Origin of the sequence: Moraxella oculi (genome assembly GCF_023336735.1) — a bacterium.
GTDB lineage: Bacteria > Pseudomonadota > Gammaproteobacteria > Pseudomonadales > Moraxellaceae > Moraxella > Moraxella oculi.
In genome coordinates this window covers 125,566-140,141 of the sequence record NZ_JAMBAQ010000001.1, presented here as the reverse complement: position 1 = coordinate 140,141, position 14,576 = coordinate 125,566, and the positions used below count along the sequence as shown (strand labels likewise).

Annotated in this window: 15 protein-coding genes; 5 read left to right on the top strand and 10 right to left on the bottom strand. The window is 42.7% G+C overall.

What is annotated here, in order from left to right; translation table 11 throughout:
- Window positions 1-67 precede the first annotated feature (67 nt).
- Both M2R47_RS00665 and M2R47_RS00660 read right to left on the bottom strand, forming a co-directional pair.
- Window positions 68-400, bottom strand: coding sequence for a PepSY domain-containing protein (locus M2R47_RS00665; RefSeq protein ID WP_249097536.1), 333 nt, complete (start codon window positions 398-400; stop codon window positions 68-70).
- Between the two features lie 192 nt (window positions 401-592).
- The gene (locus M2R47_RS00660) at window positions 593-2,047 is read right to left on the bottom strand and encodes an SLC13 family permease (RefSeq protein ID WP_418001164.1); all 1,455 of its coding nucleotides are present in this window, start codon (window positions 2,045-2,047) and stop codon (window positions 593-595) included.
- A gap of 210 nt (window positions 2,048-2,257) precedes the next feature.
- On the opposite strand from M2R47_RS00660, the gene M2R47_RS00655 reads away from it, so the two are divergent.
- Together M2R47_RS00655 and xseB are read left to right on the top strand one after the other, a co-directional pair.
- Complete coding sequence (locus M2R47_RS00655) at window positions 2,258-3,706, top strand: NAD-dependent succinate-semialdehyde dehydrogenase (protein WP_249097534.1); 1,449 nt, start codon at window positions 2,258-2,260, stop codon at window positions 3,704-3,706.
- 73 nt (window positions 3,707-3,779) lie between these two features.
- Window positions 3,780-3,992, top strand: a complete 213-nt coding sequence (xseB, locus tag M2R47_RS00650) for an exodeoxyribonuclease VII small subunit (protein WP_249097531.1) — start codon at window positions 3,780-3,782, stop codon at window positions 3,990-3,992.
- Between the two features lie 48 nt (window positions 3,993-4,040).
- Here the strand turns inward: xseB and gloB are convergent, their stop codons facing one another.
- The 4 genes from gloB to M2R47_RS00630 all read right to left on the bottom strand — a co-directional run bounded on the left by gloB (window position 4,041) and on the right by M2R47_RS00630 (window position 7,901).
- Window positions 4,041-4,814 carry a hydroxyacylglutathione hydrolase gene (gene gloB, locus M2R47_RS00645; protein ID WP_249097529.1) on the bottom strand — a complete coding sequence of 258 codons (774 nt, stop codon included), beginning with the start codon at window positions 4,812-4,814 and terminating at the stop codon, window positions 4,041-4,043.
- Window positions 4,815-4,854: 40 nt separating this feature from the next.
- Window positions 4,855-5,937 (bottom strand): 3-phosphoserine/phosphohydroxythreonine transaminase, encoded by a 1,083-nt coding sequence (serC, locus tag M2R47_RS00640; protein ID WP_249097528.1) that lies wholly within the window; start codon window positions 5,935-5,937, stop codon window positions 4,855-4,857.
- Between the two features lie 103 nt (window positions 5,938-6,040).
- The gene (locus M2R47_RS00635; protein ID WP_249097527.1) at window positions 6,041-7,255 is read right to left on the bottom strand and encodes a TIGR03862 family flavoprotein; all 1,215 of its coding nucleotides are present in this window, start codon (window positions 7,253-7,255) and stop codon (window positions 6,041-6,043) included.
- Window positions 7,248-7,901, bottom strand: a complete 654-nt coding sequence (locus M2R47_RS00630) for a class I SAM-dependent methyltransferase (protein WP_249097526.1) — start codon at window positions 7,899-7,901, stop codon at window positions 7,248-7,250. Before M2R47_RS00630 ends, M2R47_RS00635 begins: the two co-directional genes overlap by 8 nt.
- A 195-nt stretch (window positions 7,902-8,096) precedes the next feature.
- Between M2R47_RS00630 and dnaQ the strand changes: the two genes are divergently transcribed.
- The 3 genes from dnaQ to M2R47_RS00615 are packed head-to-tail and all read left to right on the top strand — an operon-like array spanning window position 8,097 to window position 11,173.
- Window positions 8,097-9,434: a DNA polymerase III subunit epsilon gene (gene dnaQ, locus M2R47_RS00625; RefSeq protein ID WP_249097525.1), complete on the top strand. Its 1,338-nt coding sequence runs from the start codon at window positions 8,097-8,099 to the stop codon at window positions 9,432-9,434.
- Window positions 9,431-10,267 (top strand): NAD(+) diphosphatase, encoded by an 837-nt coding sequence (gene nudC, locus M2R47_RS00620; RefSeq protein ID WP_249097523.1) that lies wholly within the window; start codon window positions 9,431-9,433, stop codon window positions 10,265-10,267. The genes dnaQ and nudC overlap by 4 nt, the downstream gene beginning before the upstream one ends.
- A gap of 48 nt (window positions 10,268-10,315) precedes the next feature.
- Entirely contained in the window at window positions 10,316-11,173 is an 858-nt protein-coding gene (locus M2R47_RS00615; RefSeq protein ID WP_249097521.1) for an RnfABCDGE type electron transport complex subunit B, read from the top strand.
- 311 nt (window positions 11,174-11,484) lie between these two features.
- Here the strand turns inward: M2R47_RS00615 and M2R47_RS00610 are convergent, their stop codons facing one another.
- The 4 genes from M2R47_RS00610 to M2R47_RS00595 form a co-directional block, all read right to left on the bottom strand.
- Window positions 11,485-11,886, bottom strand: a complete 402-nt coding sequence (locus M2R47_RS00610; RefSeq protein ID WP_249097519.1) for an ExbD/TolR family protein — start codon at window positions 11,884-11,886, stop codon at window positions 11,485-11,487.
- A gap of 11 nt (window positions 11,887-11,897) precedes the next feature.
- On the bottom strand, window positions 11,898-12,452 hold the full coding sequence (locus M2R47_RS00605) for a MotA/TolQ/ExbB proton channel family protein (RefSeq protein WP_249097516.1): 555 nt from the start codon (window positions 12,450-12,452) through the stop codon (window positions 11,898-11,900).
- A gap of 70 nt (window positions 12,453-12,522) precedes the next feature.
- Complete coding sequence (locus M2R47_RS00600; protein WP_249097515.1) at window positions 12,523-13,470, bottom strand: hypothetical protein; 948 nt, start codon at window positions 13,468-13,470, stop codon at window positions 12,523-12,525.
- Window positions 13,471-14,004: 534 nt separating this feature from the next.
- Window positions 14,005-14,538 carry a YbhB/YbcL family Raf kinase inhibitor-like protein gene (locus M2R47_RS00595; protein ID WP_249097513.1) on the bottom strand — a complete coding sequence of 178 codons (534 nt, stop codon included), beginning with the start codon at window positions 14,536-14,538 and terminating at the stop codon, window positions 14,005-14,007.
- Window positions 14,539-14,576 lie beyond the last annotated feature (38 nt).

Here is a 14,576-nt window from a genome sequence, read left to right as displayed (position 1 = left end):
TAATTTTCTTTTTAATCTAAGAAGTATCGAGATGCCAAATGAGTATTTAGACGGTCAATATATGAGATCAGGCGATACCCATACGCATCTCTTGAATGATTTTTAAGTCGTCATAGGTGAGTTTCACGACATATTGCATGCCATTTTTTGTGGCATGAATAATGAAAGTGGGCATATTTTGATGGGATTTTAGCTCAATGCTTCGCACTTGATAACCTTGCTCTTGAAGCTTGCGAATGGCATTAGCACGATTTTTGATGAACCCCTCATCAAAAGCCGTGCCATCATCAGCATCAACGGTATGAATGAGCAAAGGTTCGCTTTTTGCCATCGCAGGCAGTATTGGTAATGCCAGCAGAACAACTGGTACAACCAACTTTAATAGCATCCTTAATAGCATTGTGAAACTCGCTAAATAAGATCAAAATCCAAAAAAATCCTCAATACCATATCATCTTTGACAATGTTTTTGTTTTATTATCACATATTAACACTAATAAATTACATTAAGTTACAATAAGATAAATTTTAATAAAAAACCCCAACATGACATTGGGGTTTGTATATTTTTACTTTTCTTAGTCTTAAAAACTCACATCCAAATCAAATATGCCATTGTCGTAAGAATCACAACAGCAATCAAGTTCAACACAAATCCAACTTTCATCATATCCGCCTGTCTGACATACCCCGTACCCATGACGATGGCATTTGGCGGTGTTGCCACTGGCATCATAAAGGCACATGAAGCACCAATGCCAATAACCATGACCAACACCTGTTCTGGCAATCCAAGTGCCACACCAATCGGAGCAAATAAAGGCACAAGCAATGCAGCCGATGCGGTGTTGCTGGTAAATTCAGTTAAAAATATAATGAAAGTAGCCACCACAAGAATCACCATGAGTGCTGACGCACCTGCCAGGCTGCCAGAAATTTGCTCAGCCAGTACGGCAGAAGCACCCGTCATTCTCATGATGTCAGACAGGGCAATGCCACCGCCAAAAAGCATCAACACGCCCCAGTCGGTATGATCAGAGACCTGCTTCCAACTCACCAGCCCTAATAGCAGTACCGCCACTGTCGCAGATAACGCAATCACTGTATCTGGCGAACTAAAACCAAAGGTATTACCTAATTTTTTGCTAAATATCCAGCTTAGTACCGTCGCCCCAAACACCAAAATGGTTAAAATTCGTGGCAATGTCCAAGGGATACTTTCATGAGTTGGGCTGATTTTTTGATTGAGATTTGGGCGTAAGATGAAGTACATGCCAATCAAAAGTGTGGGTAGCATCACGCACATCACAGGCAGACCAAATTTCATCCAACCCAACGAATCAAGCCCAAGCTCTCTGACAACGATGCCATTTGGTGGCGAACCAACCAACGCACCAATACCACCGATGGATGCAGAATAAGCAATGCCTAAAAGAACATAAACAAAAGTACTACGATCTTGCTCATGATTGGCATGACCTAACAGACCGATTGCCAAAGGAAGCATCATTGCCGCCGTGGCAGTATTGCTGATCCACATTGACAAAAAGGCCGTCGCACCAAATATCAGCACAACCGCCCTACCCAAATGCCCGCCTGCCATACTGATGATGCCAAAGGCAATCTTACGATCCAATTTTTGTATGTGCAACGCAGCCGCTAACACAAATCCGCCAAAAAATATGAATATGATGGGATTGGCAAAGCTGGTCAGTGCCTTTTTGGTATCAAAGTCTGGAATGCCAATAAAAACCGCCAGTATCGGCACCAAGATGGCTGTAGCTGTGATGTGAATCGCTTCAGTCAGCCATAAAATACCAATGAATGTTGCCAACGACAAACCTTTATTAACCAAAGGATCAAATGGCAATAGGCTGGTCGCCATAAAATATGACATGATGGCGGTAATCATCGTAATAACGATACCTTTGACCACATCATCCCGCACCTTTCCTGATGGGGGTGTCTGATCATCATTGTGTTGATAGTCTGTCTCTAACGAAAAATTTGTTTGCTGTGTTGACCGAACCATATGAAAGTCCCCCATTAACATGCTTAAAGATAACAATTTCACATTCACACATTCGCCAAATCAGCAACCATGACGACATGTGAGCAAATATTATTTACATTATGATAACATAAAGAATACATAACACAAAATAATTTATTGTTGCTGTGATAATTATAAGTCAGTATTGACTGCAACAGCGACCAAGAACGGCTTCATACTTTATATATACGATTGGAATTTCTTATGCAATTACAAAACCCCACTCTATTTCGTCAGCACGCTCTCATCAATAATGAATGGAAAAGTGGTAGTCTGGGCGACATCAGCGTAACCAATCCATTTAGTGGCGACAAAATTGGCAACATACCCAGCCTATCTGCCAATGAGGTCAAGCAAGCGGTAGAATTTGCCAAAACTGCACAAAAAACATGGGCTGCGATGACCAGCTTTGAGCGTGCTAAAATTTTACATCAGTGGGCAGATTTGATTGATGCGCACATTGACGATTTGGCTCATATCATGACCTGCGAACAAGGCAAGCCCATTCGAGAGTCTAAGAGCGAGATTGACTACGCCAACAGTTTTATTCGTTGGTTTGCTGAGGAAGGCAAACGCATCTATGGCGATACCATTGGTGCCAAAAACAACCAATTAAGACACATCGTGTTAAAACAGCCGATTGGCGTGTGTGCCGCCATCACCCCTTGGAATTTTCCCGCTGCAATGATGACTCGTAAAGTCGCACCAGCGTTAGCAGCAGGCTGCACCATGATTGTCCGCCCAGACAGCCAGACACCCTTTTGTGCATTAGCTTTGGGCGAACTTGCCTTACAGGCAGGCATGCCTCCAGCCGTACTGCAAATCGTTACAGGAGATGCCAAAACCATCGGCAGCGTATTCACTAAGAATACATGCATTAAAAAACTGTCTTTTACAGGCTCAACCAAAGTCGGTAAATTACTCATGGAACAGTCCGCCAGCAGCCTAAAAAAATTATCTCTTGAACTTGGTGGTAACGCACCTTTTATCATTTTTGAAGATGCCAATATTGATAAAGCGATTGAAGGCGTGCTTGCTTCAAAATATCGCAACGCAGGACAAACCTGCGTCTGTGCGAATCGCATCTATGTTCAAAAAGGCATTTATCATGAGTTTATGGAGAAACTAAAACAAAAAGTCAACCTAATGTCTGTGGGTAATGGACTGGACAATCCAGACATTGGTTGCCTCATCAATCATCAAGCAATGCAAAAAACACAAGAACTGCTACAAGACGCACTCAATCAAGGAGCAACACTCATCACAGGTGGCACGCCTCACCATCATCACAACAACTGCTTTTTACCAACCATCATCACAGACATCACAAAGCAAATGCGAATCGCTCATGAAGAAATTTTTGCACCGATTGCCGCCATTTATCCTTTTGATGATGAAGACGAAGTCATCAGATGGGCTAATGATACGCCGTACGGTTTGGCGGCGTATTTTTATACGAATAATCACGCACGAGCTTGGCGTGTAACTGAGCAACTTGAATATGGCATGGTTGCTCAAAATACTGGCATGCTTTCTACCGAGGTGGCACCTTTTGGCGGCATTAAAGAATCTGGATTTGGTCGTGAAGGCTCAAAATATGGCATAGAAGAATATGTGGTAACAAAATACTGGTGTCTTGATATTACAGACTGAACGAACCACTTAACAAAATCATCATGATGCATTACAATACCCTGTCATTTTTCAACCACAAAGGTAACCCATCATGCACGCACAGCCTACCACTTTTAAAGATGCCTACCAGATTCTTAAATCCAATGCCGAGCAACTTGAACAAGCTGCCGAATTGGATATTGACAATTTGGTCAAAACCATTGAAGAATCCATCGCCGCCTATAAAGTCTGCCAAGAACGCATTGTGGCAGTAGAGCAGGCATTGACACAGGTTTTTGATGACGCAGAGACATCAGGCGATTAATAACTAGGATGGGTGTCTGATGTCATCACACCGAAGATTTTAAAGTTGTTAAAAGTTGTCTTTAAGAATCCTTAATGCAGTAAAGATTGCGATGCCAGAGGTATTTGTTAAGGGGTATTGTTGTTTAATATGCTCAATCATCTGCTGATGATCCTGCAAAAATACATTGATTTTACGCTCATGGGCAAGCGTGGTTGGTAATGATGCCTGCCCAGAACTAAGCTTAGTTTGCACCTCTGTGATGGCATTTTGTATGTCATTTTTCACTTCATCAGCACAAATCGACAGTCCAAATTTCAGATTGTTCAGTGTGTATTCATGAGCAGGATAAAACAATGTCTCATCTGAAAGTTGATTAAATCTCATCATACTGGCGAAAAGCTCTTCAATCGTTCCAGTAAACACACGCCCACAGCCACCACTAAATAGCGTATCACCACAAAAGACACGCACGCACTCATCAATTTGACACAAAAAAGACAGATGCGTATCCGTATGCCCAGCCGTCCGCCATACTTTAAAATCAAGACCCATTAGTTTGAATTCTCCACCCTCATCAACATAAGCATCTGCTTGCACGCCATGATGTTGATGAGCGATGACTTGCATGTCTGGATAGACCGATTTGATACCTCCCACACCACCAGTATGATCATCATGATGATGGGTAATGAGCATGGCAATGGGGATAAGCTGATGGATTGCCAAATAATCAAGCACAGGCTTATCATCACCTGCATCAATGATGATTGCTTGCTGATCTTGGCAAATCAACCAAATATAATTATCGTTAAAAGCTTTGACCGCATGAATGGTTGGCATGGCATTCTCACAAAATTTTAGTCATAAAATGATCTCAAAGTCATCCGTATTTTTTTTCAAAAAACTGCATAAACTCAATCAATTCTTGCACCTGCTTTGGTGTGATGGCATTATAGATGCTGGCACGCATGCCACCAACCATGCGATGACCTTTGAGATTAAGTAATCCTGCTTTTTGACTTTCCATCAAAAAAGTTGCCTCCAAATTGGCATCTGCCAAATAAAACGGAACATTCATGATGGAACGATGTTTTGGATTGACCTTATTATCATAAAAATCACTTTCATCAATCGCACGATACAAAGCTTCTGCTTTCGCACGGTTTGTCTTAGCAATTGACTCCACACCGCCGTTATCCAATAGCCATTCAAACACCAAGCCTGACAAATACCAAGCATAAGTTGAAGGTGTATTGAGCATGCTGTCATGATCGTATTGATTTTTATAGTTGATGATACTTGGGCACCATGCACATGCCTGCTCCAATAAATCCTTGCGAATGATGACCAAAGTCAGACCTGCTGGACCGATGTTTTTTTGAGCACCTGCATAAATCACCCCAAAATCATTCACATTGATTGGTTCAGATAAAATGCAAGAAGAAAAATCCGCCACAATCGGCACGGACACCTTGGGCGTCTCAAAAATCTGTACGCCATGAATGGTCTCATTTGGACAATAATGAAAGTAGCTTGCGTTTTTGGTTAATTGCCAGTCGCTCATGTCAGGCACATCAGCACCATCGCCAGATGCCACCAAATTCACCCTGCCTAGCCCCAATGTTTCATAGCGTTTTGCTTCTTGATACGCTTTTTTCGACCATGCTCCTGTGAGCAAATAATCCGCCACCCCACCATTTAGCAAATTCAGCACCACGGCAGAAAACTGCAAAGTTGCCCCACCTTGCAAAAACAGCACCGCATGGTCATCACTGATGTTCATCAATTGACGCAAATCATGTTCAGCTTTACTGGCAATCTCAACATAATCAGCACTTCGATGACTGATTTCCATGATGGACACACCCTTGCCACGCCAATCTAGTAGCTCATTTTGAGCTTTTTCCAAGACAGCAGTCGGCATGGAAGCAGGACCTGCACAAAAATTAGCAAGACGATTCATATTCAATTCCCCTTAACTTAATCATGAGAGTAAATCAATGCTCTTTATCAGCAACCAGCATGGATGTTGATGTGATGAATGATGATAAAAGTACCCAGCAACGCTATTGATCCAAAAAAGTCAGCACGCCATCAGCAACCACTCGCCCCATCGCCAAGCATGCCGTCAATAGATAACCACCCGTCGGAGCATCCCAATCTAGCATCTCACCTGCAATGAATACATGCTGGTTGCTTTTAGATTGTAGCTGTTGACTGACCGCTGAAAACTTAACACCACCACCTGTGCTGATTGCCTCATCAATTGGCCGAAAACCATCAAAAGCAACTGGAAGATTTTTGACAAAACTTGCCATCTTATGAAAATCCGACCAGTCGGTTTTATCTGTACACTCTCTCAACAGAGCGATTTTCACTGCGTCCAATCCGATTTTTCTAAGTGCGTTATTTAACGATGATTTCTTAGCATGGCGAATGCTTTTGGTCAATTCATCAAGTGATTTGGCGGGCAGCAAATCCAGCCAAAGACATGCTTTACCACGGTGTATTATTTGCTTTCGCATGACATGGTTGAGTTTGTAAATCAATCCGCTCTCCATGCCATAATGACTGATGATGATGTCGCCATGTGCATGCACATCACCAACTTTTGCCGTAACACGCTTTAATGGCTGACCCAGCACACCCTGCATGAATGGAGACCAACTACGCACGATGCCCACATTACTGGCATACAATGGTGCCAACTCATCGTCATCAAACCAGTTTTGCCAAGCTCCATCAGATCCCAGCCGGGCATAAGAACCGCCACCACACGCCAAAATGATGGCATCGAATTTGCAAAAAAACCGCCGAATGCAGTTACCCTGCTTATCCAGCTCAACCAGTTCTATTTCATTACCCACCACATTCATACAGCGATGACGATAATGAAATGACACACCTTGTTTTTGTAGACGCTCCAACCACGCCCGCAATAGACCAGAAGCTTTCATCTGCACAGGAAAAATCCGCCCAGATGATCCGACATAGCTATCAATGCCCAGTCCTTGCATCCATTCACGAATGTCATTGGCAGAAAATTGCTCAACACAATACGCCAACCTCTTTTTAGGCATGTAGCGAGACATGAAAGTCGGCAATGGTTCATCATGTGAAATGTTCAACCCCGTCTTGCCAGCCATCAATATCTTGCGTCCAGCAGTCGGCATCTGCTCATAGACATGGACACGCAGACCACGATCAGATAAAACCTCCGCAGCCATCAATCCTGCCGCACCAGCACCAATAATAGCAATGGATTGACTTTGATCAGTCATGCGTATCGAAACGAGTCTGGTAGTAATTCGGCTTTAAAATCACCAATTCTTGGCAGATTTCACCACGAGCCAAATATTTGATCTCAAAGTGTGTGCGTGCCGAATCGTCATTGATTTGTAGCCTTTCATAAGGCAGTAACCAAACCTCATCCAGTTGTTTTTGGGCTTCGTCAATATATTCCGCAACATTCGTAGCAATCGTCATGGTTGCCCCTGCCTTCATGCGAGAAATTAAAAATTCAAAAAACGGCATGTTAAGCCAGCGTTGGTTTTTATTGGCAGGCTCTGGATTTGGATAAAGAATGAACACCCCATCTAGTGAATTTGGAGCGATGTGATGCGTCGTATAAGCGATGGCATCAGCATGTATGGCGGTTAAATTATCCAACTGTTCATTTTTTAAAAGTCGGTCAAAGGCTTCAAATTTTTCTTTAGTGCGCTCAATCGCAATTAAATGCCTATCCGCATGCTCTTTTGCAAACAGCACAGCATGCTTACCCTTGCCAGCCCCAATCTCCAAAAATAACGGACGATTTGTATTGACAACTGGCACATCTTTGGGGGCGAAAACCGATTGACTACGGAAAGTTCGTTCAAAACGATGAGATAAGTCCTGATCGGTGAAAGGTTGAGACAAGTCAGTCATGATGGCTCTTTATGAATTGATGAATGGTAAATGACAGTAATGATTGGCTTATTATAGCAAAATAATGATGATCACTTGACAAAATTTTTGATAAAATTTGCGACATTTGTCGTTTAAAAATGACAAAAACCATTTGATGATTTATAATGAATCAACCATTCATATTTTTTATCATTCAATCATCATCTGATTATTATGACTGATTTTATCATCGCTTATACCGATGGCGCATGCAAAGGTAATGGCAAACAAGGTGCCTCTGCTGGCGGCTTTGGTGTACACATCATTTACCCAAATGGCAACATACTAAACATCTGGGGCGGCGAACATGATACCACCAACAATCGCATGGAGCTGATGGGTGCCATCACCGCTCTAAAACGCACGCCTGCTGACACACCCATTCAAATTTGGACAGATTCTGGCTATGTAAAAAATGGCATCACCAAATGGATACATGGTTGGAAAAAAAACAGCTGGCGTAAAGCGGACAAAAAACCCGTTCTTAATGTTGAGCTTTGGCAAGAGTTGGACACATTGACACAAGGGCGCATGATTGATTGGCAATGGATAAAAGGTCATGCAGGTCATGCAGGTAACGAGATGGCGGATAAGCTTGCCAACCAAGGCGTGATTGACGCTGGTGAAGAGTACCTCACACAGCACCAAGATTTGAAAAGTCTGAACAATCAAGATGACGAAGATCGTTCAGCCCACCCTCCAATTAAGAAAGATGAAACCATGACAAACCCCCAATTCATCATCAGTCATGATGACAATCAAAATCCGAATTATGACGGCAACACACGACGAGTCAATCCTGATTTTTGGGCGATACTACCAAAAGCCGTCAATCGAGGGGTTAAAAACCGCCAACTCATCATGGATACAGAAACCACAGGCTTTGACGATCAAGGTGGAGATCGCATTGTGGAGGTGGGTATTGTGGAGATGATTGGCAGACGCTTCACAGGTAACAAGCTGCATGTTTACATCAATCCTGAAAAAACCATGGATGATGAAGTCATTCGAGTGCATGGCATCAGCAATGAATTTTTGACCGACAAACCAAAATTTGCTGATGTGGCACAGGCAATCTATGATTTTATGATTGACAGTGAAATCATTGCTCACAATGCGTCGTTTGACATGCGTTTTTTGAACATGGAGTTTAGTAAGGTTGGCTTGGGCGACTTTGCAGAACGCGTACAAGTTACCGATTCGCTTACCATCGCCAAAGAACTTTATCCTGGACAAAAAAACTCACTAGATGCACTAGTTCGTCGTCTTAATGTCGGCAAAAAAGACCGTACTTTCCACGGTGCTTTGCTTGACTCAGAAATCCTAGCAGAAGTGTACCTTGCCATGACAGGCGGTCAAATTGCCATGAGTATGGACACTGCAAATGATGACGCACAAAGCAACTTCAATACAGACAGTTTTACCGATTTGACTGATTTGGCAAACTTATTAAAAGTCTCAGCCAATAACTTAGATGCAGATCAAGCGTGGCGTCAGCAGGTATTGTCATGAGTAAGTACCTTTTTGTGCTTGATAAGGACCGTGTCTTATGCGATGAAAACGGCATGCCAGTTAGCATCGCAGCAGAATGCAACGAACATGCAATTCCCCTAAATGTTGGTGCGATGCACGACAAGGCACCAACCAAATCTGAAAGTCAATGGTTTGCCATGACCAAATCCCACGCCATTGAACTAGGATTACTCAATGCCTATGGCGACAGATTTGACAGTATGCAATTTAAATCATTGTCATTCATGCCATATCGTCAAATGATTGATCGGATTGACATTGGTCTTGCACACACCATCAGTCGTGCCATTCAGCTTCTGTTATGGCGTGACGATCATCAATTTTGCTCTCGATGTGGCCTATCCACCACCCCACATAAACATGAAAATGCCATGATTTGTACAAGCTGCGGTCATCGTAGTTATCCAAGAATACAGCCTTGCGTGATTGTTGCCATCACTCGCATCAATCCTAGTAGTCAAAAACGCCAAATACTACTTGCCTTACATCAAAGACACAAAGACAGCGGCATGTACGGTTTGATCGCAGGGTTTGTTGAAGCAGGCGAATCCTTGGAAAATGCCGTTCACCGTGAAGTGGCAGAGGAAGTCAATCTAAAAATCAGCAATTTGCATTACATCAATTCGCAGCCATGGCCATATTCAACCAACCTCATGCTTGGTTTTATTGCTGACTATAACAGTGGCAGTATCATCGTACAAGAAAGCGAATTGGTAGAAGCCAAATTTTTTGATGTGGATGCGTTACCAAACATACCAAAAGCTGGTACCATCGCCCATGCACTCATTCAACAAGTCGTTGGTCTTGCTTGATGCCATTTTCATCAATCATTTCATGACAATAATGATCACCAAAAACCAATGAGTACTAATAAATCCCAACACTCAAACCCTGAAAATATCACGCACAGACTAGAAGACCTACCTGTGCTATTTGATCCATTAAAGCTAAACGAGCTAGATGACGACATGCGTATTCGCATTGCTCAAATTGATCAAACCTTACCTCAGACCCAATGCGGTCTGTGCGGACATCACGATGGTTGCCTACCTTATGCACATGGCATCATCGTCAATGATGAATCTCCAAATTTATGCGTTCCTGGGGGTCAGGCGGTTACCAACAAAATCGCTGATATCTTAAACATTCCCACAAAACCTGCCGCACCAAGTAAATGGCGTATCGATAAGCACACTTCACGCCCCATCGAAGTGCGTGCCATCATTCGTGAAAGCGATTGTATCGGTTGCACCAAATGTATTCCTGCCTGCCCTGTTGATGCCATCATCGGTACAGCCAAACACATGCACAGCATCATCACCGACCTATGTACAGGTTGTGAACTTTGTCTCGCTCCCTGCCCCGTGGATTGTATTGATTTGGTAGAGCACCCACGCCTGCTGAGTGAAGAGATGCGCCAGTTTGAACAAACACATCTAAAAAAGCGATATCATCACCACCTAAATCGGATTGAAAACGGCATCAAACAAGGCATCAAACCTGTCGTCAGTACCGTAGAATCCGCCATGGCAAATGTCATCAGCACCAACAAGACCGCCACCAGCATTGATGAATATGCCGCTAAAAATACGATTGCCGCTGCCAAGCTTCGCACTCAAATCAAAAAGATTACCAAACAACTCTCGGTACGCAACGATGAAAACCTACAAAAAAAATTATCACAACTGACTCTTGAATTACAAAACCTGAATGACTAGTCGATCAACAATCCACAACCAACTCATTTGGGTCAACTTGGGTCATGTTCACAAAATCTTTGGAGGCAAATGAGTTAAAAGTCATCAGTAATCATTACTCTTATATTTTTTATGCCTACTCACGAGATTTTATCAATGCTGCTGCTTGTTGATGAATAGATTTGCATTCTCCAGCCCAGCTGATTCATTAAGACCACCCCAAGCAGTCATGCCCTCTTTATTTCTACTTTGCTGACTTGGGGCATTTTTAATGTGATTTATCAATAAAATAAGCCCTGTGATTCACAAGGCTTATTTCATCATGTCAATATTCATTCATTCACAAAAGCAATTTTAGATAGGCCTGCTGTACTGGCTGTTGCTAATACCTGAGCAACCATATCATATTTGCCTTCACGGTCGGCACGCAGATGAACCTGTGGATCTTTACCTTGTGCAACCTCTTTAGCAAAGCGTTGTTGCAATTCATCAATGCCAATCTTTTCATTGTCCCAATAAATATCCCCTTGACTATCAATACTGACTTGGAGAACTTCTGGCGGCTGCTCATTCACGCTAGCAGTGGTTTTTGGCAAATCTAGCGGTACTGTCGGATTGAGCACCGTCGCCGTTACCAAGAATATGATCATGAGCACCAGCATGATATCAATCAGCGGAATGAGATTCATCTCATTCATGCCATTATCGTCATTATTGCCCAATTCAAAAGCCATTAGTCAGCTCCTTAGCGTGCGGTTTCTGCGAGAATTTGATGTGCTGCATCGTTAGCAACATGGTTGGCACGCTTATTCATTCGAGTAGCGATGTTATAAAACACCACAGCAGGAATTGCGACCGCTAAGCCCAAGCCAGTCATGATCAGTGCTTCACCAACAGGGCCTGCGACTTGGGCAAGACCAGCTTGACCACTTTTAGCCACGCTATGCAACGCATGGAAAATGCCCCACACCGTACCAAACAACCCAATAAAAGGAGCGATTGATGCCGTCGTACCTAAGATGGGCAAACCTTTTTCCATTTCATAACGGTAGCGAGCGATATTTTGGAGTAAATTTTGTTCAACCACCATCTTTTTTTGGTCAAATCCCAAGTTGCCAATCTCAGCAGTCAATCCCGAAACGGACTGTCTAAGTGCATCACCGATATTACCAGCCAATTTGCAAGATTGTGCCACACGAATGATGCCCACTACCCATGAAATGATAGATAGGGCAAATAAGATGAAAAATAAGGTTTTACTGACAGCATCAGTATGACCCCAATAAAATGCAAAATCCATAGAAATTCCTCACACAATATGGTTTTTTAATCAATCATACACTGACCAAGCACTCAATGAATGTCGGTTATTAGTTTACTGAAAAGCTCATCGGCAGGGTTGCTTTGCCCCGCACAGGATTGCCATTCTCGTCTTTAAAAGGATGGAAAGATGCCGATTTAATCGCTCTCTCAATTTGCCGATCCACATTTCTACCCAGGCCTGTAGAAACACCCGTAGCACTCACGATACGACCCTTTTCATCAATCACCAAGTTGACGGTAAATTTGACCGCACTGGTTTGTCTGTCACCTGCATCAACATTAGAAAAGTTGGGTTTCTTTTTCCAACTGGCAGCCACCTTACTGGCACTAAGAGTCATCTCTCCGACAGTATTACCCGTACCTCTGCCCTCATTGCTTGTCGCTTGACTTTTTTTGGCAGCGGCTTCAGCTTCAGCTCTGGCTTTTTCTGCAGCTGCTTGCCTGGCTTTTTCTGCTGCCAGCCGTGCCTCTGCTTCTGCTTTTTCACGATTTCGTCTGTCAGCTTCTGCCCGTTGTTCAGCCTCCCATTTTGCTTGGGCTGCCGCACGCTCAGCTGCTAAAATTTCTGCCTGGCGAACATCTGGTTTGATTTCAGGTGGCGGCTCAACCTTAGGCTCAACTTTCTTAATGTCTGGTTTTGGCTCTACTTTTGGTTCGGTCTTCTTAATTTCAGGTTTGGGTTCAGGCTTGACCTTTGGTTCAGGTTTCGGCTCTACTTTTTTTGGCTTAGTAGGGGCTGGACGAGGATCAGGTTTCTTTTCAACTTTTGGCGCAGCGACTGGCTTAGGCGGTTCTGGCGATTCTAGGTTGTTAACAACCACTTCTTCAATTTTTGGTTTGATGATCCGCACTTCAATCGGCGGTGTGATTTTCAATGGCTTCAACTCTGGCATCTGCATACTTGCCAACCCATACCCCACCAATCCATGCAGAACCGCTGTCACACCCAGTGCCAGCACCTTTATCTGATTAGAATTAGATTTCACATCATTCATGATTCATCGCCTATTATTCACACAACCATCAGTCACCCAACCAATGATGATATTTTTTTAAATGCAAATGGTTTTTAGCTGCTTAAAATGAATATTTATTATAGCATAATGATAATAGTTTTCAATAAAAATTTTAAACCAAAAGAGACATTCTTGTATGATTTTTAGGTTTGGTGTTCACAATCACTTACAATATGGCAATATTATTTGTTCCATATCTAATAAGAAGGTGAGCTTGAAGGCATTAGGCAATATTTTTTAAGCCTTTTATAAAAAAGCAATGCCATATTTAACCCATCAATGGTCAGATCGCACTACATTTTACAAGCCCATCTTTACAAACAGCACAGCCATTTTAAAAACAACTCATCACAAATGGTTTTTCGGATTTTATTTGGTAGTTTTTTAACAAATGGTCAAGAAAATCAGAACAAAACCTTGTATGGTGATTGCATCAATGAGCAAAAAAGTCTACTTAAAACAAGAAAACCGACACTTCAAATGATTAAAGTGTCGGTTTTATCTCCCAAAAATTTACCAATGATAATAGGCCGTCAAACTTGCCGTTGCCAACACCTTGCCATTTAAATTAAAGCCCAATACCGCAGGACTGATGTCATTTGGTAAATCCAGCATTTCATTAAGAGCATACAAAGTAAAGATATAACGGTGTGGCTTATCGCCTTGCGGAGGAAACGCCCCAATAAAACCGTCAAGCCCAGCATCATTTTTAAGCTCCATCACATCATCACCAAAGTCATTGGACTTGCCTTTGGGCAGACCACGCCAGTCAGCAGGAATATTAAACACATTCCAATGCCAAAAGCCCGAGCCTGTTGGTGCATCTGGGTCGTACATCGTCAAGACAAAACTTTTGGTCTGTTTTGGGGCATTTTCCCATCGTAATTCTGGACTGATATTATTACCCACATAGCCCCAAATGTTTGCTACATAATCATTGGATAATGTGGCATCTGCGACAATGTCAGCACAAGACAGCACCATTTCACCTTGTGGTTGTGCAGGTTGACGCACTTTTAAATAAGGATTTTGGATCAAGTCATTCATAAAACTCTCCTTTGGTATAAAAAACACATGTCATGACA